This window comes from Exiguobacterium sp. s191 (genome assembly GCF_018618955.1).
GTDB lineage: Bacteria > Bacillota > Bacilli > Exiguobacteriales > Exiguobacteriaceae > Exiguobacterium_A > Exiguobacterium_A abrahamii.
The window spans coordinates 131,711-157,810 of the sequence record NZ_JACSNC010000005.1 but is presented as its reverse complement, the minus strand read 5'-3'; the positions used below and the strand labels follow the sequence as shown (position 1 = coordinate 157,810).

The following is a 26,100-nucleotide window of genomic DNA, read 5'->3' as shown; positions in this document are numbered from 1 at the left end:
GACATATTCAAAAACTCATATGCTTACTTGTATATGAGCAATAGATGCCTTATTTATAAATGTCACGACGATGACCGATTTCAAGAATTAAGATCACGACTTTTTCATCCTGGATGTCAGCAATCAGACGATAATCACCGATGCGATAACGCCATTCACCCGATCTGTTCGAGACGAGTCCCTTACCATGACGACGCGGATCATCCGTCCCGACCAGATTCTTCTTGATCCAGGACATGATGATCCGCGTTTGTTGGGGATCCATCTTCTTGAGAGACTTTTGAGCTCCGCGCTCAAACTCTACCGTATATGCCGTCATTCTAAATCAAGTTCCTTCATCATATCGTCGAAAGAGATCGCTTCTGATTTTTTACGGTGTGCTGCCATGGAATCATGATAGAGTTGTAAATCGATTTCGTCTTCGATACGGTCGAGGACGGCATCGCGAACGAGTGTAGAAATCGTGATGTTCTTCGCTTTCGCATATTCCTTGATGAGTCGTGTATCTTGATCATCTAGACGTACGGAAATGGTACTCATAATTATCAGCTCCTTTGTAATACATTGTAATACAAATTGGTCATTTAGTACATAGAATCGAGGATAATTCAGAATGAACATTTTCTGCAAGATAAAAATCCGCTGCTGAATATCATGAATAAGTACTATGTGATGTCAAAAGTAGATTAGATCATGTTCAAATTGAACTAAACATAGTCATTCGTCCTTATTTTGACAATGATTTTTTCTTCACTCCGTTAGAGTAACGCTTAATATTTGCTTGAACGGAACGATTTCGATATCGAGATTTCGTTTGACGAGGTGGACTTCCTCCTGCACATAGTCGAGCTTCTCGACGAAGGCATCGAAACGGTGCGTCAAGGGACCATTCATCGCCGTCACCGTGACGATGTCTCCGCTGAAGATGGCGTCGTTCAACGCGTTCTCGATCGTTCCGTCGATTGGTCCCTCCGTATCCTCGAACTTGAAATGATGGACCTCCTGGTAATAGCGTTTCAGCAATCCTTTATGTTCAGGCATCAGGAACGGAATCCATTTCTTATTGCCCCGATCTTCATAACTCATCGAAATCACTCCTTTTTATAATAAGAACGTTTGTTCTTATTATGTTCCTCGATTCTTTCGTTTTCAATCCGCTTTTTCGACATCTCATCAATTCAATTGTTCCTGGGAACAAAAAAGGCAGCGACGATTACCTCGTCACTACCTCATTATGTTTCGGCTATTTGATTGGACTAGAGATTCATTCTCCGACCATGCCGTCATGGTCGTTGTCCCGCATATATTGGTACAGCCAATGCTTCTCGGTGATTGGCATCATGAAGCCGGCATCCTTCGCCTCCTGGATCGTCACCTGACCGTTGCCGTCGGTATCGACGCGCGAGACGTCTTCGGTCGCTGTGGTCTCGGCAGAGGACTTCGCTGACGGTTCTTTTTTCGTCTCCTTTTTCTTCGTCAGACCAAGTGCAGCATTTGTCTCGTCTGGATTACCGTTCTTGAACCGGTCGACGACGGTATTCCCCTGGACCGTGTAGGTATACTGATACGCGGATGGAATCATCGTCGACGTATCCGGATAGGTGATCTGCGCCTCGAAGTTTGTCGCGCCACCTGCCTTGCGGATGACGTCCTCCATGTACGCCTGATCACCATGACGATTCAATGTACTGTCCTGCGGAGTGATGTTGTAGGCGTTCGAGACGCCCCCGAGTGAGTCAGCGATGATATGTCCTTCATCGAGATCCGGACGTTCGACGCCAGACACTTTCGCCTCGTCAGAGTAGTAGCGTCCGTCACGCGTGACGTCTTCCATCGCATCATCCTGGAGGACGATCTTCTTCGCGATGACGCGGACCAGCTGACCGTGCTCATTCGTGAACGCCCAGTACTTCCGGTCACCGAATCCGATGTCGACGACGACGTTCGCCTGACGACTACCGGACAGGTCTCCACCATAAATCTCAATCTTTTTGTATCCTTTTAAGGCGCCACTTGCTGGTGTAGTAGTTGACTTCGTTGAGGACGTTGTCTCCTTCGTTGGTTTATCCTTTGTAACATCTGCTGTCTGTTCCGTACTCTGATTCGCATCTTTGTTTGTAGTTACTTCTTTTGAAGTCGCATCGTCCTGCTGCGTCGCTTGCTCTGTAGGCGAGGTCTTTTCCGTATCCGTGCAGCCTGTCATCAATAGGACGGCGAGTGGAATCGTTATATATGAAAAATGCATGGTATATTTGCTCCTTCGAAAAAATCTAATTAATGAAAATAAATCCATATTTTTATAGGGATATCTAGAAGAATATGACTAGAAAAGATTCGTATAAAATTTTAGAAATGTAGAAATAAAAATAGAAAATTTGTATTACAGTAAAAAAGACTCCGGTAGAGAAATCCCGAGTCTTAAAATCTAATGTTAGAAATGCTCTTAAATAAGCTCCTATAATGAGAATTTTTAAGATTATTATTAAGAATTGTATCCGATTACTAAAGTGAAAAGCATAAGAACTAGAGAAGAAATAAGCAATATTAATGAAATTACAGCAACAAAAGTTAACATCATTTTAGAAACTTGATCTTTTTTCTTCCAAATAGCAATAAGTAATATAACGCTAATAATCGGTATTATCGCCATCAATGAGAGAGGCAGAACACTTTGGCCAATCATCCAAGAAATGTGCAGGTGGGGCGAATTGAATCAGAACAGTTAACGGACTTCTGACTATATGGGTTATCGTGTCAGCGAAAAGAAATAAGACAAAAAAGGCTAAGGTTCTTTAGTATCTAAGAACCTTAGCCTTTTTGATATCTTTCATGTCATTCATTTTAAGGAATTAATTTAACACGAGTTTTTTATATGGCGCAGAACGAAGCACATTAGACATGATCAAACGGGGAGAGGCGTCTCTTAATTTCATTTATCGAGAGGTAAAGCGTGTAATTGCCATGCTCAAGAATGGAGTTTAACAATCCATTCAATTGTTCTTGCGAAGTAACTTTTATTTTTAAGTGATAGCATCCCTCACCGGATACACGATGTGCTTCCAACACTTCTGGACATCCGTTCAAAAAACGAATGAACTGTTCATGATTAGATGTTTTCATATAAATGATGACGAAAGCTGTGTAAGAAAAGCCTAACTTAAGTTCATCAATGATTAAAGAATAGGATTGAATAATACCTTGATCCTCCAACTTTTTTATCCGGTTGCCGACCGCCTGACCCGTCATATGAATCTGTTTTCCAAGGTCTTTCCATTGAATCCTTGAGTTTTCTGATAGAATCTGAAGAATTTGATAGTCGATATTATTGAGTTCCATGTTAAATTCCTTTCATGGTGAAATGATATGAAGCAGAAACGATTCATCAGCTTATCGATTAATATTGAGTCTCTCTTTATGATTAATGTGTAAGGAAAATTATAAATGAGGTGAAGATATGGATACAGCTTTAATTATTGTAGATATTCAAAAAGATTACTTTGCAAATGGAAAAATGGAGCTTGTTAATCCCGATCAAGCAGCAAAGAATGCCGCTAAAATCTTAGATTGGTTTAGAAAAAACAATAAGGAAAACATTTTCCACGTGCAACATGTAGCCAGCAGTCCGGACATGGGATTCTTTCTTCCAGATACGGAAGGCGTTGAAATCCACGAGCTCGTCCAACCGTTAGAAAATGAAACGCTCGTTATCAAGCAGTTCGCAAATAGTTTCCTTCAAACAGAATTAGGAGAGCAATTAGCGAAGAAGCAAATCATTAAGTTAGTTGTGGTCGGTATGATGACACATATGTGTATTGATGCAACCGTTCGTGCAGCCGTCGATCTAGGGTATGAAACTACCTTGATCGAAGATGCTTGCGCGACGAGAGATTTATCATATGAGGATAAGATTGTTCCAGCTGAACAGGTTCACTATTCGTTCGTAGGTGCTTTACATGGCATGTACGCAGACGTGATGTCAACTGAACACTTTTTACAAAAATCAAACTGATCATGAATGAACGATGAATAGAAAGATAGGACTTGGTTGCTCCCAAGTCTCTATCTTTTTGTAGTTTTATAAAGCAATTCAATTGTTTAAGATGACCAAATTCACGTAGTGGAATGCTGGTGCTAAAGGAAATAAGGAGAGAAAAAGATGGATTTAACTATAGAACAAGTGAATAACAATCATCGTGACTTTGTCAAAGTCGAAGCATTGTATGAAGAGGCTTTTCCAATCCATGAGCGATTAGCAATGAAAACGTTATTGAAAAAAGCTAATAAAAGTTATGTAGATTTTTGGTCAATTTATGATGCAGGAGTCTTCATTGGTTTTACCTGTCTCGTCACACATCAGAACGTCACTTATATTTTGTATCTAGCGATTGCTGAGAGTGCCCGTTCTAAAGGATATGGAAGTCACATCTTATCCATGATTAAAGTACATTATCCGCTTAATCGGATATTACTCAATATCGAAACCGTTACAAAGGATGCTGAGAACTACGAGCAACGAGTGATACGAAAAAAGTTTTATCAACGAAACGGTTATAGAAACTCTGGACTCGTCTATAAAGATCGTTGGACGCAATATGAAGTCTTGTTGAATGGAAAAAAGGTGGAGAAAAAGGAATTTCAACAATTGATAAAAAAATTTTATGGAATTCTGTTATTGTTTGCTTTTCGACCGCGTATCATAAAAGAAGAGAATTAAAAACAACTTTTATGAGCCAGTAATTTAATTCACTCATTTCTTTTTTTGCGAAAATACTTTGGTATAGAATGTTTTTTTGTTTCATACCTTATTTAACTCTAGAACTTATCTCATTTAACATGATTTGAACGGACTTCTCATTTCATTTTATGCTGTGATAAACAAAAGGGTTAGGGGTGGAGTATATGAGCGTACTATAAGTGTTTGAGGTCATGGAGCAAGCAAAGGGAAAAAAGATACCAGATAAAGTGACATTAATTGATGCCCAGTTTCGATTCGATCGAGCACGTGACATGGTCCATCGATGTCAATCGATTGACCGACTTTATGCAGAGACACTTTATCAAACAGACCTAGTGAGGTCTGTTTTTTTGTATCAATTCATTTAAATATTGATTTACTAAGAAAAAATATCTTCAAATACGAATACTGTACCAATCTGAGAATTTATTCATTTAGAAATTTAGTTTTAAAAATTTAATAATCCTTGTTATTTTTGTTAAAGTAATAAGGCTTCTTAGTGTTATAATTTATTAATTTTGAAATGTAATTATGGACCTCTTTTTAAGTCAAATGTAACTAATCGTTATTTACTTTAAGAGAATCCTCCTAATTCATGTGAAATATAACAATCATTCAACCATTTAATTTCTGTTATCGATAATTCGATATTAAAGCAGAAACGGCATCCGTTAAGTGATGCACTTTAGTGGCTTCGATTATCGGTGCTGAGAGGGGGTGTTTTTGTAAAAACCATGCCAAAGCAATTTGGGCATGAGAAACGTCACGTTCTTCTGCAATCTGTTTGACAACGGCCACGACTTGACGGTCGGTTGCTTCGGTTGCATTATACAAATGATTAGCAAACGCATCATTTTCAGGACACGTACTAACCTCTTCTCAGTCTCTTGTTAATCGACCACGTGCTAATGGGCTCCAAGGAATCATATTAATCGTTTCGTTTTGGCATTACGGTAACATTTCACGTTCTTCTTCTCGATAAAATAAATTCAAATAGTTTTGCATACTAATGAATGGTGTCCAGCCGTGTTGTGTTGCTACATGATTCGCTTTTTGAAATTGTCAGGTATGTATAGAAGAAGCACTGAGATATCGTACTTTTCCAGACTTGACTATATCGTGAAGTGCCTCCATTGTTTCTTCGATTGGAGTATCATAATCCCAGCGGTGGATTTGATAAAATCGATATAATCTGTTCTTAGAAGACGAAGGCTAGAATCAATCTTTGAGCAGTGCCTAATTGTAATTTTAGTTTACCGTTTACATTTAATATAGTTACATCTACTCCGGGAGCAAAAAAATCCACTTTCACTTTTCTTGCGTAAGGATGTATTGACCTATTTTTATGAATTGCTGATATTTAAATTACATTTTGATATTGGGCAGAATAACCTGTTGACAAATCTATAGTACTTCCATTGCTGCTACAATAAGAATTCCAGCATTCATAGCTCGTTAATAGATTTTTTCAGAGAGAAAGTATTATATGAAAAGATATGACTCATATCTATGATACAGACTTCTTGAGAAATAGACCAATCAATACCTTTTACATTGTTTCTTATTTTACCATCTGCTTGTGAATCCGAGACTTGAACATCGTATAATTAAACATTTCCGTTATTTGCAACTTTAGTAACTTTAAAAGACGTTGATACAATAATATTAACTATCATAGAACCATGCTCATTTTGGACTAATGTGTTCACTGGCTTATTGAGAGTATTATTTATTTAACGACATAATTTTGGAGGGAGTCTCCTTCTTTACTTATTACAGAATCTAATATAGTAATCTTCGTAGGCGTTTTTTCGATCTCTTTTTTCAAAAGAAATTGAATAAATGGCTAATTTTTTCTCTAAGTCCGTTATCGCCAAGTACTACTTTTTTGAAAAATACAACTCGATAGAATCAATAACATGTTATCAATTAAACAAATTCGATAGATATCATCAGATTGGTGGAAAAAAATGCTTATATATGAAAAATTAACAAATCAATCAGAAATGAGCGATATTGAAAAGACCATTGCTAACTATTTTTTAAGAGAGCCCGACAGTTTGAAAAAAATCAGTGGAAGAAAGTTATCCGAAATCATGTATGTTGCTCCCTCAACCGTCACGAGATTTTGTAAAAAAATTGGGTATAAAGGATATGAAGATTTTAAAGTAGCGTATTTAGCAGAGTATGATTATTTACAATCTCACTTTAAAGGTATTGACCCCAATCACCCATTTAGTAGTAAAGATAACGTATGGTCGATAGTTAATAAAATCGGACAGTTATACACTGAAACTGTAGCTGATACTTTATCACTTCAAAATGAAGAAGGTATGGCAGATGCTATACAAATAATTGATCAGAGCGAACGGATATATATTTATTCTGTAGGCAATCATATTAATTCTGCAAACAATTTTAAGAATAAAATGATAGAGATAGGCAAACATGTCGAAGTAGTGCAACGATTTGATTTGGCTTTTTTTAATATAAGCTACTCTAAAAAGAACGAATGTATCATTATGATTTCTTATTCAGGAGAAACAAATAGTATTATTCGTATATTAGAAGATTTTAAAAGAAAAGAGTTACCGATTATAGCATTAACATCTATTGGAGGGAATACCTTATCGAAATTTGCTGATGTTGTTCTTAATATCTCCACAAGAGAAAAATTGATTAGTAATTCAGGGACGTTTAGCAGTGATTTATCTGTAATGTATCTATTAGACATTTTATTTGCAGGGACTTTTGCTAGAGATTATCAAAATAGATGGGAGCAAAAGAACAAGATTTCTAAAAGTTATCAAAAGTATCGGTATTCTGACAACCCACTGTTGAATGATTAAATAATTACAGGGCACTCTTAAACGATTCTAGACCCTTGAAGTCAAAATTATCGATAAGATACTAATAACCTTCTACCGAGCTGACCAATGCTCGGCTTTTTTTATATATGACATAGAAAAAATAGTGCGAATAACAACCCATTCAAACATTAAAGCCGAATAAGACGAGTGAATATACTTTATACAAACGCCTACTAACCATCATGTCAGTCAAACATCAACACAAGATAGAAAGCGAATCAATGAATTAAAGTCAACGCTAGTTTAATGATTTGTTTAAGGCTATTTATTATCGTTTTGATAAGAAAAAACCATTGAAGAGAAACAGTGTTGCGCGAATGATAGCGTTCTCAACGTTATTTGTGCAACACTGTTTCTATATCTTTGAAAACGCTTTATTATATCAATCGATTAATTATAATGAAGTCACAAAATTAAGGAGGTTAAGTCATGGAATACAAAAAAATAGCACAACAAGTTTTAGAACTTGTTGGTGGATCTGAGAACATTAAAACTTATACTCATTGCGCTACCAGGCTACGATTCACATTAATAAATTCTGAGAAAGTGAATGCAGATGAAATTAAAAATATAGATGGTGTGATTGGTGCTGTTAATCAGGGAGGGCAATTCCAAATAATCGTTGGTAACGATGTGAAGTATGTGTACAAAGAGCTACAAAAAATAGCTGACGTTTCAAACGGAAAATCCTTTGAGGAAGAAAAAGATCAGAAGTCTCTAGTAAATAAAGTATTGGACACGGTAGCTGGAATCTTTGTTCCTATTGTTCCGGCGCTTGCTGGTTCAGGGATGTTAAAAGCGATTTTGGCAATCGCAGTATTATTGGGATGGATTGACATTACCAGTCAAACTTATCAAATTCTCTATTTTATTAGTGATGCGATTTTCTATTTCCTTCCGATATTATTGGCTCATTCTGCCTCAGTGAAGTTTGGCACAAATCCTTATCTCTCTATTACGATAGGTGGAATACTGTTACATCCGACTTTTACAACAATGATTGCAAACGCAAAAGAAACAGATAATGCAATCTATTTATTTGGATTACCAGTTACTCTAGTGAATTATGGTTCATCCGTCATTCCAATCATTTTGACCATTTGGTTCATGTCTTATATTGAACCGCTGGTCGATAAAATTGTTCCAAAAGTGACTAGAATTTTTAGTACGCCTTTAATCACTTTATTCATTGTTGCTCCCGTTGCACTCATCGCTATTGGACCATTGGGAACCTTCTTAGGAGATGGTTTAGCAGAGGGAATTCGTTGGTTAGACAACTATGCAAGTTGGTTAATTCCGATGATTGTCGGAACTTTTACACCGTTATTAGTCATAACAGGCATGCATTATGCATTGATTTCAATTGGTATCAACTCTTTAGCAAAATACGGTTTCGATACTGTGGCAGGACCTGGTATGTTGGTTTCTAACATTGCTCAAGGGGGAGCTGCTCTAGCTGTGGCTTTTCGAACAAAAGATCGTAAGTTGCGTTCATTGGGCATTTCGACAGGTATCTCAGCTATTTTAGGTATCACAGAACCAGCGTTATATGGTGTCAACCTTCCTTATCGTAAACCTCTATACTCTTCTATGATTGGTGGCGGTTTGGGCGGTTTGTTCATTGGGATTATGAACGTCGGTCGCTATCAACAGGTACCGCCTGGCATCTTAGCTTTGCCAAGCTTTATTGGAGAAGATGGATTTTCGAATCTCATCTATACAGTCATTGGAGTTGTGATTGCTTTTGCAGGTGCGTTTATTGCCCAACTTATTCTAGGAATTGATCAAGATACACAATTGCTTGTGGAAAAAGAAGAAATAAACGTAAATCCGCAGGCAGCTGAGCAAATGACTACAAAAGAATCAGTCAGTATCGACTCTCCGATGGATGGCCAAGTAATCACGCTAGAGCAGGTAAACGACGAGGTGTTTTCGCAAGGGTTGTTAGGAAAAGGACTGGCGATTGTGCCAAAGGACGGACTCGTCTACGCTCCATTCAATGGAACTATCTCCGTATTTTTAGAGAGTAAGCATGCAGTTGGAATAACTGGAAACAATGGAGTAGAACTCTTAATTCATTGTGGATTGGATACGGTCAATCTTGAGGGAAAAGGGTTTAACGCACATGTGAAGCAAGGGGATTTCGTAGAGAAAGGGGATCTCCTGCTTGAAATGGATATCGAATATATCAAAGGGAAGAATTTAGATACGACGACTCCTATCCTAGTGACGAATTCGAACAAGTATACGGACGTAATCTTAACGACAGAGAAAGAAATTCTAATGGGTCAGAGTCTAATCCATATTGATTAAGGAGAGAAAAAATGCCATTTCCGAAAGATTTTTTATGGGGCGGTGCAACTTCTGCTGCTCAAATTGAAGGTGCCTACAATGTTGATGGAAAAGGATTGAGTACAGCTGACGTAATGCCAATAAGAAAGCAAGGTGAATTACGAGAAATCACTATTGAAGTTGAGACAGAGAAATTTTATCCTACTCATCATGCAATCAAACACTATGAATATTATGAAGAAGATATTGCCTTATTTGCAGAGATGGGGTTTAAAGTATATCGTTTGTCATTTGCTTGGTCACGAATTTTTCCCAATGGTGATGATCTAGAGCCAAATGAGAAAGGTCTAGCTTTTTATGATAAAATTATCGATTTATGCTTATCATACAATATCATCCCATTGGTGACTTTGCAGCATTTCGATACACCCCTCGGTCTGAAAAAATATGGTTTTTGGAAGAACCGAATCGTAGTGGATCTGTTTGTGAAATACTCGGAAACAGTCATGCAGCATTTTAAAGGTCGAATTCGACATTGGTTGACCTTTAACGAAATCAACAATATGTCGACTATGCCTTGGAATGCCGGGGGAATCGCTTTATCAGCTAGCGAAGAAGAAAAGATGATTGCTGCCTTTCATCAATTTATCGCAAGCGCCAAAGTCGTGAAGCTGGCACATGAAATTGATGAATGTAATCAGGTTGGTATGATGTATAATGGTCATTTTTCATATCCTAACAGTAGCCATCCAGAAGATATTCAAGGAAATGAAAATTTTCAAAATCAAATGCTATTTTACGCTGACGTCCAAGTTCGAGGAAAGTATCCGGAATATAAGCTGAAAGAAATGGAAAGATTAAATATTTTCCTTCCTATCAAAGCAGGAGATGAGCAAATCCTTTTTGAGGGAAGAGTGGACTTTATCTCATTTAGTTATTATTTAACTCATGTATGTGGACGGGAAACGAAAGGAATCCTTAAAGGGCTGAACGGATTAGAAACGGGCTACAAAAATCCACATTTGAAACAGAGTTCATGGGGATGGCCGATCAATCCTCAAGGTTTACGATTTGCACTAAACACCTTGTATTACCGATACGAAAAACCATTGATGATTGTTGAGAACGGCTTAGGCGCAATAGATAAAATTGAAGATGATGGAGTCATAAATGATGATTACCGAATAGATTATCTTCAAAAACATTTACTGGAAATTGAAAAAGCGATTGATATGGATGGAATTCCGGTTATGGGTTACACCTCTTGGGGACCTATTGATTTGATTTCGGCAAGTAACGGAGAAATGAGCAAACGTTATGGATTCGTTTATGTGGATGTCGATGACTATGGAAAAGGGACTTACCGTCGTTTTAAGAAAAAATCATTCTATTGGTATAAAGAAGTTATTTCATCAAACGGAGAGAGCTTAAGGTAACACTAGCCTGACAACGATTTATCGTTGTTAGGCTTTTATAAAAAGTGAGGAGATATTATGCTAGAAGACACATTGTATATTCTTGTATCCTTTATAGCTACCGTGACAGGCGCTTTGACGGGAATCGGCGGAGGAATCGTCTTAAAAACATTCGTAGATGCATTCAGTAACGATCCGATAGTAATAGTAAGTTTTTACACGACGATTGTTGTTTTTACAATGTGTATTGTCTCCATTTACAAACAACTGCGCAAAGGCTTTCAATTTAACTCTAAAGTCTTATTTGGCGTTTCATTAGGATCAATAATCGGAGGGTACTTAGGGGAATACCTCTTAAATATAGTGGTTCAGAGTTATAATCAACAGCAAGTGCAATTAACCCAGTCCATTATCTTGTTCATCGTATTAATTTTTCTCATCCTTTATACAAAAATTGGTCGCAAAAAAAATAAAGTGGAAAAGGCATCCCTTTCCTTAACATTTTTATTAGGGCTTTTCTTAGGCGGCATTTCTATATTTTTAAGTATTGGAGGTGGTCCCTTAAATATATCTCTCTTCGTTATTATCCTAGGGTATCGGATGAAAGACGCAGCAATCTATTCAATTGCTACAGTGTTTTTTTCGCAAATCTCAAAAATTATATCAATTATTTTTGTAGGGAGTTATGGGCAATTTAATTTAAAACTCACACCAATTTTAATATTAATCGCTATTGCAGGCGGGTATATCGGAACCACTTTGAATCAAAAATTAAGCAACAAAAAGATAGAGTACATGTATATGCTTTTGATGAAAGGGCTCTCGATTATGGTTTTGATTAATATATTTAAGTATTGGAGCTAAAGCGTTCTCACCTACTACTTACAACCACTACATGCTCCAAATTGAGCGAACGACATAGTAAAAAATCGCTTTTTCTTTCTGGACGGGTTTTACCTATGGAGAAGAGACAAGCTCCCTTATCATGTCAAGTAGTCAAATGAAAGTTAAATATATTCTTTCATTACAAGGAAGCTTCTTCAGATAAGAAAAATACATGTCTCTCGATATTGATATAAATTTTAACAAGTTTCCGATAGCGAATGCTTAATCTGCATATAAAAAATACTCTGCATACGGATTGTAGCTGAGCTTATGGTGCTCCAGAGAGAAGGGCGATGAGTGATCGTGAAGCATTTCTTCGTAAGGGAACTTGCTCCTGATATTACAGTTAACTAGATTTAGTCCCTAACATTGCAATAAGGGTCATTATATATCATGTCACTGCATAGGAAATTAACAATCTCTTTGGCTATCTGAACCTTCCACTGTGTTTTTTATTAAAACTGTTTAAATCGTGTAACGACGGTATGCGAAGAAGATAATATCATGATCATAGAAGAGCTGATATCCATTCATGAATCGGTAAATAGAATCTATGGATGTAAACGAATAGTTTATAAATCTAAATCACCAATTTAACAGAACTATTAATTACAAAAGTGTTTGACGAATCGCTTTCATTCGTTGCGTCATTCGTCGAACATGACCGAAATATATGAGAATCATAATCGGACAAACGGCTGAAAATCTTTTGAATCATTAATTTAATACGAAAAATCGAATTAGAAATGGTTAACAGGTATCACAGAATTTAAATATGGTGTCTCAAAAAGGCTTATTTAAGTGTAATTCTGGATTTGTATGAAGCATTAATTCGCTCATTCGTACTGAGTCGCTCAAATAACAGGCACATCGTCTTCTATACGATTAAACTGGCTATGGATGATGATTCGGGTATTTTCTCCCTTTCTTCCTAGTGGCTGTTGGTTTCACTATACGTCAAATTCCTTTCATCATACGACTCAAGAATTAGAAATCACACAAAACATGTCTTATGCCGGTAAATACATCGATAATAGTACAATCGAATCTTTTTAGGAGCACTGAAGTGTGGAATTTACTATTTTCATACATTCGATTTTATGATGAGCTACGGAGTCCAAAACGATTAAACGGCTTAAGTCACCTGGAATTCAGGAATTAAGCCGTTTAAAATTTTATAATATTTTTACCTATCTATTTGATGGGGAGTAGTATATGGTGCGTCTAAAGATGAAATGTATGACTTAAGCAACTTAGGATAATCCCCAATGCTCTAACTGCTCCAAAATAGTATAAAGTGACTCTCCAGTTGGCGATAATCGATATTCTACCTTAGGAGGGACTTCATCAAACTCTTTCCTTAAGACTAGCCCACTCATTTCTAATTCCTTTAATTGTCTTGCTAACGTTCGATGAGAAATGGGAGATAAAATACGGAGCAACTGATTGAAACGTAATACAGATTGTTGCGATAGATGATATAAAATCATTATTTTGTATTTTCCACCAATTATATTTACTACCTGTTCAACCGGACATTTTTCGACACAGTAGTCTTTAGTCAAAATGATTTCCTCCTAAATGATTAACTTGTTCTATAAGCATAGGTAACAAAAATGTGCGTACTATTCATAGTAAATTATATATCCTATAGTTTACTTGAAATTAAACAAAATATGGAGGTACTCAAATGACACAGAAGAAAAAAAAAGTTTTAGTATATGGCGCATCTGGCATTCAAGGTGGCGCTATTGCCGAAAAATTAGTAGAAATGGGACATGATGTTAGAACTGTAATTAGAAATTTAAATCATAAATCCCGTCTAGAACAAAAAGGGATTTATGTGTACCAAGGAGATTTAAACAATCGTGAGAGTTTGTTAGAAGCTAATAAAGGAGTCGAACAAATTGTTTTACTAATCCCAGTAAATTATGATGTAAAGCAAAATGAAATCATTATAAACAACGTATTAGAAACGGCAAAAAAGTCTGGGGTTCATCATGTTATCTTTAATACAAGTGGTTATGTTCCAGACTCTTATACCGGAGTTGCAGCATATGACATTAAAATAGATATGGTAAATAAATTAAAAGAAAGTGGAATTGACTATACTGTATTAATGCCTACACTTTATTTAGAAAATTTAATGATTCCAGGTGTTGTGTCTGATGACGTGCTTGCATATCCCGTTCCTTCGGATGAGAAAATATCTTGGGTTTCAATTGAGGATGCTGCATTATACACCGCTATTGTAGTCGATCGGCAATTATTTGTGAACGAGAATGTACCTATTGTTGGACCGGATGACCTTACAGGAGAAGAGCTTGCTCAGAAAATTAGTGACAGAACAAATCGGAATATTCAATTTTATCAACTTCCTGTACATCAATTTAAAGAAGGATTAATACCAGTGCTTGGTGAACATGTTGCCGATGGTTTAGCATTATCATATGAATGGATCAATAAATATGCCAATTTACTCCCTGTTTCGAAGGAAGTGCCAAATGAACTAAGATACCAGTATAGCGGAACTAGTGTTGAAAAATGGATAGAGAAGAACTTTACAAATTAACACAAATATACTTTATTAAACAGATCCAATGGGGTCTGTTTTTTCGTACATCAAAGTACAAAATCGATGATCTGGAAAGATAAATAATGAAGTGGGAAAAATGTCCAACTTTATCCGGATATTTACTGTATACTGATGTTAACTGATGAATCAGAAATAGTGAGATGAATGATGAAACGAAAATGGATGTGGGCTAGCCTGGCGCTCGCAAGTGTCGGATTACTCGTCGGACCACTACAAGGCACAGAGGTAGCGACACCGAAAATCAAGGTCCACTATATCGATGTCGGTCAAGGTGACGCGATCTACATCAAGATGCCCCAAGTGGTGAAGATATCGTCATCGATGGTGGCAACAAAGGGAAGGGCGATGCACTCGTCACTTATTTGAAGAAACAGAAGGTCGGTGATATTGAGGTACTGATCTCGACGCATCCGGATGCTGATCACATCGGGGGGCTTGATGAAGTCCTCGACTCGTTCAAGGTCAAGAGCGTCTATGCACCGAAGGTCAAGCATACGACGCAAGCCTACAAGGACTTCTTGTTGGCGGTCAAACGCGGGAAGCTGACGATCAAGACGGCGAAGGCGGGTGTCTCGCTCCCGGTAAAAGGCGTGAAGGCGCAGTTCGTCGGACCGGTCAAAGACTATGCGAAGAGTGATCTGAACAACTGGAGCGCGGTCTTACATGTCGCTTATAAGAAGAACACGTTCCTCTTCAAGGGAGACGCGGAACTGAAGTCGGAACAGGACATGATCGTGAAGAAGAAGACGTTACGCGCGGACGTCCTCAAGCTCGGGCATCATGGTGCAAAGACATCGACGAGCGCGACGTTCCTTAAGTATGTCAAACCGAAGTATGCCGTCATCAGTGTCGGGAAGAATGCCTATGGACACCCGACGAAGGAAGTCGTGACGAACCTGAAGCGCTCAAAGACGACGATGCTGCGGACGAATAAGAGTGGCACGATCGTCTTCGAAGGGAACGGATCGTCCTACACGATCAAGAAGTCGAAATGATGAAGTGAAAGGGAATCATCGATCGGATTGAAGAGAAGTGGGTCGTTGTCGAGTTCGACGATGGGATGCGAGACATCTTGATTTCTCGCTTCCCGATGACGGTGGAGTCTGGCGATGTCATCGGGATGGATGAATACGGTCATATCGAGAAGGATGACCAAGAACGGCGGCGACTCTCGGGCGAAATCGATGAGCTGATGGAAGAACTATGGGAAGATTAAAGACATAACTTGATGGAGAAGCTTAATGGATGACATGCTTAAAGAGAGCCGTTGGTTATATGATAATTTGCTTAAAAAACATCAAAAGTACGTAGTTGATGGAGTACTTTCTAAAATGGATAACAATAGGTCTAACGATATACTGGATGACTTTTGGAGAATCGACAAAGAAATTGGAGAGATAGGCGGATACAATATGCCTAAAAATCCTGTAATGAATCCATTTCCGGGAGAAGACAAGCGTAGTCTTTATAGACCCCATCAATACGCGGTTCTTCTCTAACTGGTTTTTGAATGGATTTATTGATCTGTTCACAAGTATAGGTGAACTATTTCGTTACGATGAGATCAATAGACTATTATATGCTCTAGCGTTTTGCATGTTCTTGAATGGAATCCATCATTCCTCGTATACTTGTGGAAATCCGTTTATCTTTATGAATGGCTAGATACGTAAAGATTGAAGACTGCTCATGTGTCACTTCACTTCCTTCGAAAAGACCACTTCGTAATTCTTCTTTCACTAAAGACACGACTAATCCATGTCTTGATGCTACGGACTTCATAACTCATCGAAATCACTCCTTTTTATAATAAGAACGTTTGTTCTTATTATGTTCCTCGATTCTTTCGTTTTCAATCCGCTTTTTCGACATCTCATCAATTCGATTGTTCCTGGGAACAAAAAAGGCAGCGACGATTACCTCGTCACTACCTCATTATGTTTCGGCTATTTGATTGTACTAGAGATTCATTCTCCGACCATGCCGTCATGGTCGTTGTCCCGCATATATTGGTACAGCCAATGCTTCTCGGTGATTGGCATCATGAAGCCGGCATCCTTCGCCTCCTGGATCGTCACCTGACCGTTGCCGTCGGTATCGACGCGCGAGACGTCTTCGGTCGTTGCAGTATTAGGAGCTGATTTCGATGTTGGTTCTTTTTTCGTCTCCTTTTTCTTCGTCAGACCAAGTGCAGCATTTGTCTCGTCTGGATTACCGTTCTTGAACCGGTCGACGACGGTATTCCCCTGGACCGTGTAGGTATACTGATATGCGGATGGAATCATCGTCGACGTATCCGGATAGGTGATCTGCGCCTCGAAGTTCGTCGCGCCATCTGCCTTGCGGATGACGTCCTCCATGTACGCCTGATCACCATGACGATTCAATGTACTGTCCTGCGGAGTGATGTTGTAGGCGTTCGAGACGCCCCCGAGCGAGTCGGCGATGATATGTCCTTCATCGAGATCCGCACGTTCGACGCCTGGCACCTTCGCCTCATCCGAGTAGTAGCGTCCGTCACGCGAGACGTCTTCTGTCGCATCATTCTGGAGGACGATCTTCTTCGCGATGACGCGGACCAGCTGACCATGCTCATTCGTGAACGCCCAGTATTTCCGGTCACCGAATCCGATGTCGACGACGACATTCGCCTGGCGATTACCGGACAGATCTCCACCATCGACTAAAATCTTCTTATATCCTGTGAAAGAATCCTTCGGGGGCGTCTTTGATTCCGTTGATGGATTCGTATCATCTGTTTTTTCTGATTGTTGATCGGCGTCCTTTTTCGCATCGGTCTTTTGTGTAGTGGTGTCGTCCTGTTGCGCTACTTGCTCCGTTTGATCGGGTGGAGGTGAGGTCGTCTCCGTATCTGTACATCCTGCCATCAATAGGACGGCAAGGGGAATCGCTATGTAAGAAATCTTCATGAGTGTACTCCTTTACTGTTCAGTCTGTCATTGCGTCCTTCATTATAACGCTACTTCACCGTTCTTGCTGTCTTATTCGGTATTCGTAAGGCGATAAAATGATTCTTTCAAAGGCATGGAACAGAGCGGTACCGCTCTGTTTGATGGAAAGGGATCGCAAGCCGTCCTGTTTCCGTACTCTAGCTCGCTCCTCGTCGGCGCAAGGGCCATCAAAAAAAGCCGCTGCCGTTCCTCGTCTTCCTCCGCGTTTTGGCTCAAAGCACGCTTTTCGCTCGCGGGCTCCGGAAGCCTTCGTGCCGGTGCGCTGTCCGCTTTTTTTGATCTTTCCCTGCGGTCACCCTTGCACCGTCTCGCGACGCTCGCTGCGTTCCCGTCAACAGGACGGCACCGTGTCGGACTGCATCCCACTCGCGAAAGGAGCTTTTCCATGAAACTGACTACACTCGTTGAAATCACTCGTATCCGCCAAGAGGTTCGTGAGCCGGACGTCGCGCTCGAGACGACGCACATCACGTCACCCGAGGACGCGTTCTGTGTCGCCAAACGCTTCATCCAGGACGATGACCGTGAGGTGTTCCTTGTCATCCTACTGAATACGAAGAACCGCGTCATTGCCGTCCATCGAGCACACGTCGGTAGCATCAACTCGAGCGTCGTCCACCCTAGAGAAATTTTCAAGTCCGCCATCCTCAACAATGCGACGTCGCTCATCGTCAGCCACCAGCATCCGAGCGGTGACCCGCATCCATCGCGGGAAGACATCGAGGTGACCGAACGGCTCGTCGAGGTCGGACGCATCGTCGGTATCCAGCTTCTTGACCACATCATCGTCGGTGCCGGAGAAGAATACGTCAGCTTGAAGGCACAAGGTGTTCTTTAAAGGGGATAATAGAGCGTAGACGGACGGGACACCTCCGTCCTGTCTGCGTGTAAGGGCATGGATGAAAAACGACGACGTTTTTCTTTTGAGAGAGCGCAAGCGAGTAAGGGATGGATTCGTCCCGAATCCAAGGGCAATGAGAAACCCGCAGTGGACGGATCCACTGCGGGTGTTGGTTTAAAATAAAGTTTGATCAAAATGAAGCGACAAAGGCTTATCTTACGTTAAATTTAAAGAACCCGTTTTGAAAAAAGTTTGATCAAAACGGGTTCTTTCTTTATGAAGTATTACACTATTTTTATAAAAAATTTTGATAATTCTCTACTGTATTCTTCAAAACAGTACCCAATTACGAAAGATCTTATTTTGATAATAACCCCATTATTTCTCCTTCATCATTAATCAACCCCTTAATTTTAGCTGTTGATCTTCAATGAAATATATACAATCTGCTACACAATCAATAAACCTGCGATCATGTGATACGAAGATAATAGTGCCTTTATATGCTGTAATAAATCTTTCTAACGCTTCAATAGCATAGATATCTAAAAAATTGGTTGGTTCATCTAACAATAAAATATTATACTCTCCTAAAAATAATTGACATAATTGTAGACGAATCGCTTCACCACCACTTAATGATTTTACACTTTTTAATATATCTGTGCCGACAAACAACATGGAATGTAGAACGCTTCGTAAAAATCTCTCATCGTATTCAGAACGATTTTTCAGAAATTCCAATACCGTTTCATCCCTTGTATATTGATAGCTCATTTGACGAAAGTATCCAATTTTTGCTTTTAGTGAAATTGTTAAACCGGGCGCATTGATAGCAATATGGTGGAGTAAAGTACTTTTGCCAGCACCATTTTTACCCGAAATTGCAATTTTTTTACCAAGCGGCATTTGAAAACTTACTTCATTTAATAATACTTTATTATCCACTTGAAGAGTAAATCGGTCTGCCATTATCGGAAATTTATTATGCAGCTCTAAATTTCTCGATTGATGGAAGTTTATTTGCCTATCCTCTTTTACAGCATCGACTTCCTGAAGTTTTTCCATTCGTTGCTCAATGGCCTTTGCTGCACGCTGCATAGCTTTTTGGCTCGTACCTTTGGATTTTGTCATAAAGGACTTATCCGGCTTTGCATTCGCATCTTTTTTTGACAATCGACCTGCTTGTGCAACTTTTTCAGCTTTCTTCATTTTTTCTTGTGCTGCTTTTTCTAGCCTGCTCTTTTCTTTTATGAACTGTTCATGTGCTTTACTCTGCTGTTCACGTTCTAACTTCTTTTGTGCCATGTAGTCGCTGTAATTTCCTGAATAGATTCGTACCTTACCTTCATGAACTTCCCAAATTGTCGTAACTAGTTCATCTAATACAGAACGGTCATGACTAATTAATACAAGCGCTCCGTAGTAATACCTAAGTTCATCGAGCAAAAACGAAATCCCCTCTTGGTCTAAGTGAGTAGTCGGCTCATCAATTAATAAAGCTTCATAATAATGAGTAAACAATTTAGCGAGTTTCATCCTTGTTTGTTCCCCACCGCTTAGCTGATTAGAGTCTTTTGGTACGTCTAATTTTCCAAGTAACACTGGATCAGCATCACGTACTGATGGAGTTTCAAGTTGCTCAAAATAGCCATTCTCAACAAGCCGATTCACCTTTCCCGTTGTTGGCTTAATGATACCCGCCAGTAATTTTAGTAACGTGCTTTTACCTGCACCATTTTTACCGACTATGCCGATACGGTCAAATTGGTGTACAGCTAATCTTTCAATCTTTAAAACCTCTTTATCTAGATATGTCACTTCTACATTTTCTAATTCAAAACAGATTTGTTCCATCTTTCGCTACCCCCGAAATATTTTTATTCCGTATCGATAGCTAGAATCGATACGAGCCTCTTTCTCAAAACCAAGCTCGTATCAAAAGAATAGTAAAAATTGCATGAAATTCCCCTCCTATTTTGCTTTTCTTACGATAACAGCATTTAATACAATTAATATACCTGTAATCAAAAATAATACGGCCACATTTGTTAAGTGGATCAGAACCCCAGCAAATGCGTAACCCAACGGTGTTGCAAGTAATGCCAAACTTCCAACAAAACTAAACACTCTCCCAAGTAAATGAGGTTCAATTTCGGTTTGGATAAGAGCATAAAACGGAGCTGAAAATAATGGACCAGACAATCCCACTAGACCAGCCATTACGATAAATCCATAGAATAAAGTTGATGGAAGTGTGCCAGAAATGAATAAGGCAATCCCCATCAGTATCATTCCGCTAACAATGAGTTTCAATTTTTCAAATCGATCTCCGAAAATCCCCATTAATATACCACCAAAGATGAGGCCAACAGCAAAAACAATTTCGATTATTCCAGCTTCAACTACGCCCTTCTCGAAATGATTTCGTGTCATAAGCGGAAAGTAAGTGCCTAGCGGAATATACAGCACCGAAACAATCGTAATCGTGACTGTTAACCTTAATAAAACAGGATGTTTTACAAGTGCATGATATCCTTCTTTCATATCGCTGATAAAACTAGAAGAATCAACAGTTTCTGAACTCTGTACATTTGGAATGTGAATAAATAGCAAAATACTACTAGCAATTACTGCCCCAAAGACATCTAGTAATAGAACCCACTCAACGGAGCTTATCGCTAGTAATGACATCCCCGCTGCTGGACCAACAATATTTGATATAGAAGCCACTGTCTGTCCCCATCCAGAAACTTTTGTCAAATGCTCTTTTGGGGCTATTAGTGGAATAGACGCTTGCATAGCCGGCATATGGAATGCAGTTGCTAATGAACGAACGATCAATACAATTATCACCAATATAATACTCGGATCATAAAAATACATTGATACAAATAAAGCTAAACTTCCAAGTGCAACCGTCATATCTGCAATTATCATAATCACTTTTCGTGAATAACGATCAGTAATAGTTCCTGCAAAAGGACCTAACAATGCTTGTGGCATAAATCCAGCCAGTCCTGCTAATGTTAAAATCAGTGGAGAACCTCCTGATGTATCTGTTAACCACCAAATGATACTAAATTGAACAGCAGCACTGCTTAATAGTGAAAAGAACTGCCCTGTAAAAATCGCAATAAATTTCCGTTTCCAATTCATATTATCCATTTTCCCTACCTCCAAATAATAAAAAAATCACAAGCATCTGCTTGTGATTTTAGAGTAAAGGGAAAGAGATCCATCCTTATTTTTTGTGACTTGTAGAAAGTCATCACTAAACATACCTAGCTCTAGCATGAGCATGGCTAAGAAAGTGAAAAAGATAAAAATAAAGAAGGGCAGAACAAGTCGCCTTTCTCATCATAACATCTTTCCATCCCAAATAAATCAAACAGTATATTGCCTACATCAAAATAGTTAGACAAACCACAAGTATGGATTGGGTGGATTTTTGAAATGAAGATTATTAAAAAAGGACAGACTACTCCCGTTTACTCTGTAAATACAAACAGAGCCTTTGAACGTATTTAATTACTTGTTCAAAGATAGGGAACGTAGTCTCATAGAATGTGTCATTTTTAATAATCCTCCTAATAGTTTATAAAATACATTAGTAATTATATATTTTTAATAAAAAAAGTCAAGTTAACTAAGACTATTTTTCTTGCACTGTACTGAATACCCTTTGGCATAAATACCAATATTTCAAAACTTAATATATATTTATCATAAATTTCTTCTGTTATGTGGTATTTTGGATAATGGCCCGTTTGCAGAAAAAAGATTACGGGTAGAAACTATAATCTCCCTTTCCATTTACTATTTTATAGATTGTTCTGCCTTGTATCAAGTGTTTGCCGTGCTTGCATAAAAAGTTGCATAAACAATGTTCCACTAAAAAGAGACAAATGGCCGTTATATCAATGTTTGTCGCTTTTCCCTATGCCCCCAAACTTCCATTTGGGAACGTTATTATATTTATTGATGTATACGTTATAAATCCTTTTTAAACTACAGCACTTTCGTTTGTTTAAGTAGATTACTTCACAAATATAATAAATAAAATCTCATTTAACTATACTATCTACCAAAAAACAGGGTAACAGCGAGCTGGATTTAGGTCAAGGTTTCGGACACACAAAAGTTAAGTTTTTGTTTTGTCGCAACCACCATTTATGGAGTGTTCCATTTAAGTGTATTAAAAGGATTATTTATTAAACGTCTGAGATTTTACTGAATACCAACTTTTTAAAGTTACTCGTGTGCTTTACTTTATAAATCGCTAGGCTCTTTTCCCATTTAACTAAACCTTCTTTTAACCAACTACCTGAGCTGAATATAATGTATTTTAGTAAAGGCTCAATATGCAATTTAATATTTGAACAATCTAAGGATGTAATAATTAAAGTAGAAACACTACGCCCAGCGCGTTCAACTTCTAACAATGCAACTTCTTTTCCATTCCTTATAGACTTGTTCCGCCAATATCCCCCATTGAACGGCTGTTATTAACTGCTTTGACAGTCTTTTTAGTGTTGTGATCAATTCCCTCGCGTTGTTTGGATGAAGTTATTCTTTGTTTAGTAATTACTAGAGCATCTACGTATTCATGAGTTAAAGTATCAGTCATTACTTCATCAAATTCATTTGTACGTCCATCAACTGTTACATCCGCTTCATAATCGCCTAAAGTTGAAAGGGGGAGAATTATACGTTTTCTTGGTTCATTCGATTTTTCATGACGAACAAGGCTAGGGTGAGTAATTTCCAAATTAGAAACCTGCAATTCTTTATCTAGCATCGCCTTAATATATAGAACTGTATATCCTGTTGGTGTTTTTTTCACACGTAGCTTTAGTTTGATTGGTGTTTGAAATGGCCATTCAAACTTAAGAGAGTCATTAAAATGAAAATTACTAGCTATACTTTCATATACTTTACGAGCGTTATTGTTCATTAATAGCCACACTAAATGATGTAAATACTCGTTCTTTAAATACTTTGCATTGTATGAAGACGCGAAGTGTAATCGTAATAAATCCGACTCATATTGTTCTGTGAAATATAACGGGAAAGAGTTCATTTCAAATAAACAATTCAACAGGAATGCATTCGGTGCAATGATTCCTCTAAGCACTTCAATTAAAGGTAGGTAGAAACGCTCCCCATTGTATTTGATAACGAAAGTTTGCGATATTTCTGTATATTTTGTCCCGCGTATTGAATAGTTTTGTTCAAAATAGCCAACGTAATTTGGATCTATTGTAATGATAATTTCTTCAGTTTGGTTAGGTGAGATAGGTTGCGTAATAACCCCATCTACGTAATAATGCTGGATTCTTAAAGAAGCTAATACAGTCCAATCAACTATTAACTTTTCAGTTGTATAATATCCATTAACTTTTCCACTAAAATAAACTGGCAGCACAATCTTTTTTTCGTATCTAAAAGGTGCACCGATCCATTCTAATTTCACGCGTGCACCTTGATCAAACGGCCAATTCTTAAGCTTTATATCTTTGCTTTTCATCGATTCCACCTTCCTGTAAATACGCCTCTAATATTGACCGAATCGTTTTAAAATCCTTTGACTTTATCCCTGCCAATCTTTGAACACGCCACAATTTCACATCGCTTGATTCATTTTTCAAATTATCAATGATTCTACAGCATCTGCGAATTTGAAATTGTTCCACACTTTCCGTAATTTGCTCAAGTAAACGCTTTGTAATAGGCAGCTGTTCTAAATGTCTTTCAAGATTGGCTATTATCCCTAAACGTTTACCTAAAAGAGATGTCGTAATTCGAATAGGCTTCTCAGACGCCCATAATTGCTCATATAGCGTTTTTATTGCAATTGTATAGCGGGTAAGAAAGTACATCTATTCTTTTCTATATAGATAGAAGGGTGTTATGGAGGATGCAGTAGTGAGACAGTAGTGGAGTGTACGAAGGTTTGAGGAGAGATAGCTGATTGAAGTGAATCGATCCTCTTGTAGATAGGTAGTGATGCTCTTTCTACTGGATGTACAGCATAAGAAGATTTTTCGGGCTCATGCGTGAGGCTGTAGGCTGCACGCAGCAACATCCTCATCGCACCGCTACCCTCCTGCCGGACCGATAACGAGAGCTGCGACTCGCCTGCGCGAGGCATCTCTACGTTCCTGTTCCTTGCGACAGAAGGCACGGAGCGAAATAGAATAAAATATGGATTTTAAATGAATCTTTTATTTTAAAAAAAGATGAAGCTTTTGATAGATTTTTTGAGCATTTTCGACGGTTCTGTTGGAAGGCGCAGAAGTCAAGACTTCAAGAGAGAACTCTTTCCGCATCTCTTCAAGCACGTGTTCGACTTGCTGTCGCTTCAGAGGTGAGTCTGTTGCATGTAAAAGTCGTGAATACATCTCGAGAAACGCTTCTAAAGCAACTTGTCGACAGCGATCTTGAAAATCAGACGAGTGCATGAAATGTTCTCCTTTCCATTATTTTCGCTAGATGCGGTGAAGAAGTAGTAAGTAAAATGAGGTGATTTTTTGATGACGTTCCGATCGGCTGTTGGTATGGCTAACAAAGTATAACGTCCACCACACATATGATTAGGTCTGTTTCTCATAGTAGTCTTTGTCGGGACGCACTAGATGAATTAGTCGATGATATGAAGCAAACCTGATCAGATAGAAGTGGTTTCGACACTTGGGATGGAAGGGTGAAGAAGTTCGACAAGTTGTTCCCGATTATCGAGTAAGTCCTCCAAAGAATGTTTCGCAAGTTCTTGATGAAAAGCGTGCATTGCCCGTCCGAGAACCCCTTTGAGACGACAGACAGGGGCGATGAGGCATTGCCCGTTCGGACTGAAGCATTCGACAATATCGAGCGGTTCCATCTGACGGACGACGGTTCCGATGTTAATCTCTTTTGGAGAACGCGTCAGTCGGAGTCCTCCGTTTCGCCCTCTGACAGATTCGACATAACCAAGCTTCGTCAATTGCTGGGTAACCTTCATCAAATGATTCGGGGAGATTGCATAGTGTTTTGCGATCTGTGGCATCGGGACGATGTCATTAGGATGAGCACCGAGGTATATCAAGGTACGGAGTCCGTAATCTGTGTATTGTGTGATGCGCATGGTTATCACTCCGTTCGAAGAAAGGGTTGCTTAATTGTTCTACGTTCTATCCTTCATTGATTGCAATCAGTAGAATAGTCAGCATTCTTAGTCATAAATGTAATTCAGGAATTCAGTAGAATCTCTTACTTTGGTGACGCTGTATCTTGATAATAAGTGGAAGCACTACTGAATTCAATACTCGTAGAAAATAAAGATAGGATGAATGATTCAAGTGAAGTCATAAAGTGATGAGTAGTCGCATAGAAACGAGAAAACTGTAGGGGAGGACAATCAGTCGGAAATCGAAAAAATTCTTCAGAAAAGTGATGGTCAGGCAAGGAGATACTCCACTCGTGAGAAGAGAGGTTTATACATAAGACAAGACG

Annotated in this window: 28 protein-coding genes and 1 pseudogene; 13 read left to right on the top strand and 16 right to left on the bottom strand. The window is 38.6% G+C overall.

The genetic code is table 11. The features are described from left to right. Positions 1 to 49: 49 nt before the first annotated feature. From KNQ09_RS16340 to KNQ09_RS16320, 5 genes are all read right to left on the bottom strand, one after another. Complete coding sequence (locus KNQ09_RS16340) at positions 50 to 319, bottom strand: type II toxin-antitoxin system RelE family toxin (protein WP_214859073.1); 270 nt, start codon at positions 317 to 319, stop codon at positions 50 to 52. After that, positions 316 to 540, bottom strand: a complete 225-nt coding sequence (gene relB, locus KNQ09_RS16335) for a type II toxin-antitoxin system RelB family antitoxin (RefSeq protein WP_026829710.1) — start codon at positions 538 to 540, stop codon at positions 316 to 318. The genes KNQ09_RS16340 and relB overlap by 4 nt, the downstream gene beginning before the upstream one ends. A 210-nt stretch (positions 541 to 750) precedes the next feature. Beyond that, the gene (locus KNQ09_RS16330) at positions 751 to 1,086 is read right to left on the bottom strand and encodes a YolD-like family protein (RefSeq protein WP_035413056.1); all 336 of its coding nucleotides are present in this window, start codon (positions 1,084 to 1,086) and stop codon (positions 751 to 753) included. Positions 1,087 to 1,264: 178 nt separating this feature from the next. Continuing rightward, complete coding sequence (locus tag KNQ09_RS16325; protein WP_214859072.1) at positions 1,265 to 2,245, bottom strand: DNA/RNA non-specific endonuclease; 981 nt, start codon at positions 2,243 to 2,245, stop codon at positions 1,265 to 1,267. Positions 2,246 to 2,892: 647 nt separating this feature from the next. Next, complete coding sequence (locus KNQ09_RS16320) at positions 2,893 to 3,336, bottom strand: Lrp/AsnC family transcriptional regulator (protein WP_214859071.1); 444 nt, start codon at positions 3,334 to 3,336, stop codon at positions 2,893 to 2,895. Positions 3,337 to 3,454: 118 nt separating this feature from the next. Here KNQ09_RS16320 and KNQ09_RS16315 point away from each other — a divergent pair, with 118 nt between their 5' ends. The 3 genes from KNQ09_RS16315 to KNQ09_RS16305 all read left to right on the top strand — a co-directional run bounded on the left by KNQ09_RS16315 (position 3,455) and on the right by KNQ09_RS16305 (position 5,103). After that, positions 3,455 to 4,009 carry a cysteine hydrolase family protein gene (locus KNQ09_RS16315; protein ID WP_214859070.1) on the top strand — a complete coding sequence of 185 codons (555 nt, stop codon included), beginning with the start codon at positions 3,455 to 3,457 and terminating at the stop codon, positions 4,007 to 4,009. 147 nt (positions 4,010 to 4,156) lie between these two features. Beyond that, positions 4,157 to 4,714: a GNAT family N-acetyltransferase gene (locus KNQ09_RS16310; protein ID WP_214859069.1), complete on the top strand. Its 558-nt coding sequence runs from the start codon at positions 4,157 to 4,159 to the stop codon at positions 4,712 to 4,714. A gap of 212 nt (positions 4,715 to 4,926) precedes the next feature. Next, positions 4,927 to 5,103 carry a hypothetical protein gene (locus tag KNQ09_RS16305; RefSeq protein WP_214859068.1) on the top strand — a complete coding sequence of 59 codons (177 nt, stop codon included), beginning with the start codon at positions 4,927 to 4,929 and terminating at the stop codon, positions 5,101 to 5,103. 265 nt (positions 5,104 to 5,368) lie between these two features. On the opposite strand, the gene KNQ09_RS17510 is transcribed toward KNQ09_RS16305, so the two are convergent. After that, positions 5,369 to 5,569, bottom strand: coding sequence for an aldo/keto reductase (locus tag KNQ09_RS17510; protein WP_251138234.1), 201 nt, complete (start codon positions 5,567 to 5,569; stop codon positions 5,369 to 5,371). Positions 5,570 to 5,797: 228 nt separating this feature from the next. Then, entirely contained in the window at positions 5,798 to 5,869 is a 72-nt protein-coding gene (locus tag KNQ09_RS17505; protein WP_251138239.1) for a hypothetical protein, read from the bottom strand. Positions 5,870 to 6,705: 836 nt separating this feature from the next. Here KNQ09_RS17505 and KNQ09_RS16295 point away from each other — a divergent pair. From KNQ09_RS16295 to KNQ09_RS16280, 4 genes are all read left to right on the top strand, one after another. After that, positions 6,706 to 7,584, top strand: a complete 879-nt coding sequence (locus KNQ09_RS16295; RefSeq protein ID WP_214859067.1) for a MurR/RpiR family transcriptional regulator — start codon at positions 6,706 to 6,708, stop codon at positions 7,582 to 7,584. 450 nt (positions 7,585 to 8,034) lie between these two features. Then, positions 8,035 to 9,918, top strand: coding sequence for a beta-glucoside-specific PTS transporter subunit IIABC (locus KNQ09_RS16290; RefSeq protein ID WP_214859066.1), 1,884 nt, complete (start codon positions 8,035 to 8,037; stop codon positions 9,916 to 9,918). An 11-nt stretch (positions 9,919 to 9,929) separates the two neighbouring features. Beyond that, complete coding sequence (locus tag KNQ09_RS16285) at positions 9,930 to 11,333, top strand: glycoside hydrolase family 1 protein (protein ID WP_214859065.1); 1,404 nt, start codon at positions 9,930 to 9,932, stop codon at positions 11,331 to 11,333. Positions 11,334 to 11,390: 57 nt separating this feature from the next. Then, complete coding sequence (locus tag KNQ09_RS16280) at positions 11,391 to 12,176, top strand: sulfite exporter TauE/SafE family protein (RefSeq protein ID WP_214859064.1); 786 nt, start codon at positions 11,391 to 11,393, stop codon at positions 12,174 to 12,176. A gap of 1,274 nt (positions 12,177 to 13,450) precedes the next feature. Here the strand turns inward: KNQ09_RS16280 and KNQ09_RS16275 are convergent. Continuing rightward, positions 13,451 to 13,762 carry a winged helix-turn-helix transcriptional regulator gene (locus tag KNQ09_RS16275; protein ID WP_251138233.1) on the bottom strand — a complete coding sequence of 104 codons (312 nt, stop codon included), beginning with the start codon at positions 13,760 to 13,762 and terminating at the stop codon, positions 13,451 to 13,453. Between the two features lie 125 nt (positions 13,763 to 13,887). On the opposite strand from KNQ09_RS16275, the gene KNQ09_RS16270 reads away from it, so the two are divergent. The 4 genes and pseudogenes from KNQ09_RS16270 to KNQ09_RS16255 all read left to right on the top strand — a co-directional run bounded on the left by KNQ09_RS16270 (position 13,888) and on the right by KNQ09_RS16255 (position 16,292). After that, positions 13,888 to 14,769, top strand: a complete 882-nt coding sequence (locus KNQ09_RS16270; protein WP_214859063.1) for an SDR family oxidoreductase — start codon at positions 13,888 to 13,890, stop codon at positions 14,767 to 14,769. 171 nt (positions 14,770 to 14,940) lie between these two features. Continuing rightward, positions 14,941 to 15,788: pseudogene (locus KNQ09_RS16265) on the top strand (ComEC/Rec2 family competence protein). A gap of 14 nt (positions 15,789 to 15,802) precedes the next feature. Then, positions 15,803 to 16,009: a DUF3006 domain-containing protein gene (locus KNQ09_RS16260; protein WP_214859109.1), complete on the top strand. Its 207-nt coding sequence runs from the start codon at positions 15,803 to 15,805 to the stop codon at positions 16,007 to 16,009. Positions 16,010 to 16,034: 25 nt separating this feature from the next. Then, on the top strand, positions 16,035 to 16,292 hold the full coding sequence (locus tag KNQ09_RS16255) for a hypothetical protein (protein WP_214859062.1): 258 nt from the start codon (positions 16,035 to 16,037) through the stop codon (positions 16,290 to 16,292). Positions 16,293 to 16,760: 468 nt separating this feature from the next. Here the strand turns inward: KNQ09_RS16255 and KNQ09_RS16250 are convergent, their stop codons facing one another. After that, positions 16,761 to 17,723 carry a DNA/RNA non-specific endonuclease gene (locus KNQ09_RS16250; protein ID WP_214859061.1) on the bottom strand — a complete coding sequence of 321 codons (963 nt, stop codon included), beginning with the start codon at positions 17,721 to 17,723 and terminating at the stop codon, positions 16,761 to 16,763. 115 nt (positions 17,724 to 17,838) lie between these two features. On the opposite strand from KNQ09_RS16250, the gene KNQ09_RS17620 reads away from it, so the two are divergent. Both KNQ09_RS17620 and KNQ09_RS17565 read left to right on the top strand, forming a co-directional pair. Next, positions 17,839 to 18,603, top strand: coding sequence for a JAB domain-containing protein (locus KNQ09_RS17620; protein WP_353049764.1), 765 nt, complete (start codon positions 17,839 to 17,841; stop codon positions 18,601 to 18,603). A 57-nt stretch (positions 18,604 to 18,660) separates the two neighbouring features. Continuing rightward, positions 18,661 to 18,789, top strand: coding sequence for a hypothetical protein (locus KNQ09_RS17565; RefSeq protein ID WP_262415849.1), 129 nt, complete (start codon positions 18,661 to 18,663; stop codon positions 18,787 to 18,789). 216 nt (positions 18,790 to 19,005) lie between these two features. Here KNQ09_RS17565 and msr(G) read toward each other — a convergent pair whose 3' ends face one another. From msr(G) to KNQ09_RS16210, 7 genes are all read right to left on the bottom strand, one after another. After that, complete coding sequence (gene msr(G), locus KNQ09_RS16240) at positions 19,006 to 20,463, bottom strand: Msr family ABC-F type ribosomal protection protein (RefSeq protein ID WP_214808484.1); 1,458 nt, start codon at positions 20,461 to 20,463, stop codon at positions 19,006 to 19,008. Positions 20,464 to 20,580: 117 nt separating this feature from the next. Continuing rightward, complete coding sequence (locus KNQ09_RS16235) at positions 20,581 to 21,774, bottom strand: macrolide efflux MFS transporter Mef(F) (RefSeq protein WP_101035418.1); 1,194 nt, start codon at positions 21,772 to 21,774, stop codon at positions 20,581 to 20,583. Between the two features lie 1,046 nt (positions 21,775 to 22,820). Then, positions 22,821 to 23,075: a Tn7-like element transposition protein TnsE gene (locus tag KNQ09_RS16230; protein WP_353048879.1), complete on the bottom strand. Its 255-nt coding sequence runs from the start codon at positions 23,073 to 23,075 to the stop codon at positions 22,821 to 22,823. Then, a complete protein-coding gene (locus KNQ09_RS16225; RefSeq protein WP_214808490.1) occupies positions 23,072 to 24,136 on the bottom strand; it encodes a hypothetical protein in 1,065 nt (354 codons plus the stop codon). Before KNQ09_RS16225 ends, KNQ09_RS16230 begins: the two co-directional genes overlap by 4 nt. Further along, the gene (locus KNQ09_RS16220; protein WP_214808492.1) at positions 24,111 to 24,488 is read right to left on the bottom strand and encodes a hypothetical protein; all 378 of its coding nucleotides are present in this window, start codon (positions 24,486 to 24,488) and stop codon (positions 24,111 to 24,113) included. Before KNQ09_RS16220 ends, KNQ09_RS16225 begins: the two co-directional genes overlap by 26 nt. A 345-nt stretch (positions 24,489 to 24,833) precedes the next feature. Continuing rightward, on the bottom strand, positions 24,834 to 25,070 hold the full coding sequence (locus KNQ09_RS16215) for a hypothetical protein (RefSeq protein ID WP_214859060.1): 237 nt from the start codon (positions 25,068 to 25,070) through the stop codon (positions 24,834 to 24,836). Between the two features lie 206 nt (positions 25,071 to 25,276). Continuing rightward, positions 25,277 to 25,732: an Rrf2 family transcriptional regulator gene (locus KNQ09_RS16210; protein WP_214859059.1), complete on the bottom strand. Its 456-nt coding sequence runs from the start codon at positions 25,730 to 25,732 to the stop codon at positions 25,277 to 25,279. Positions 25,733 to 26,100 lie beyond the last annotated feature (368 nt).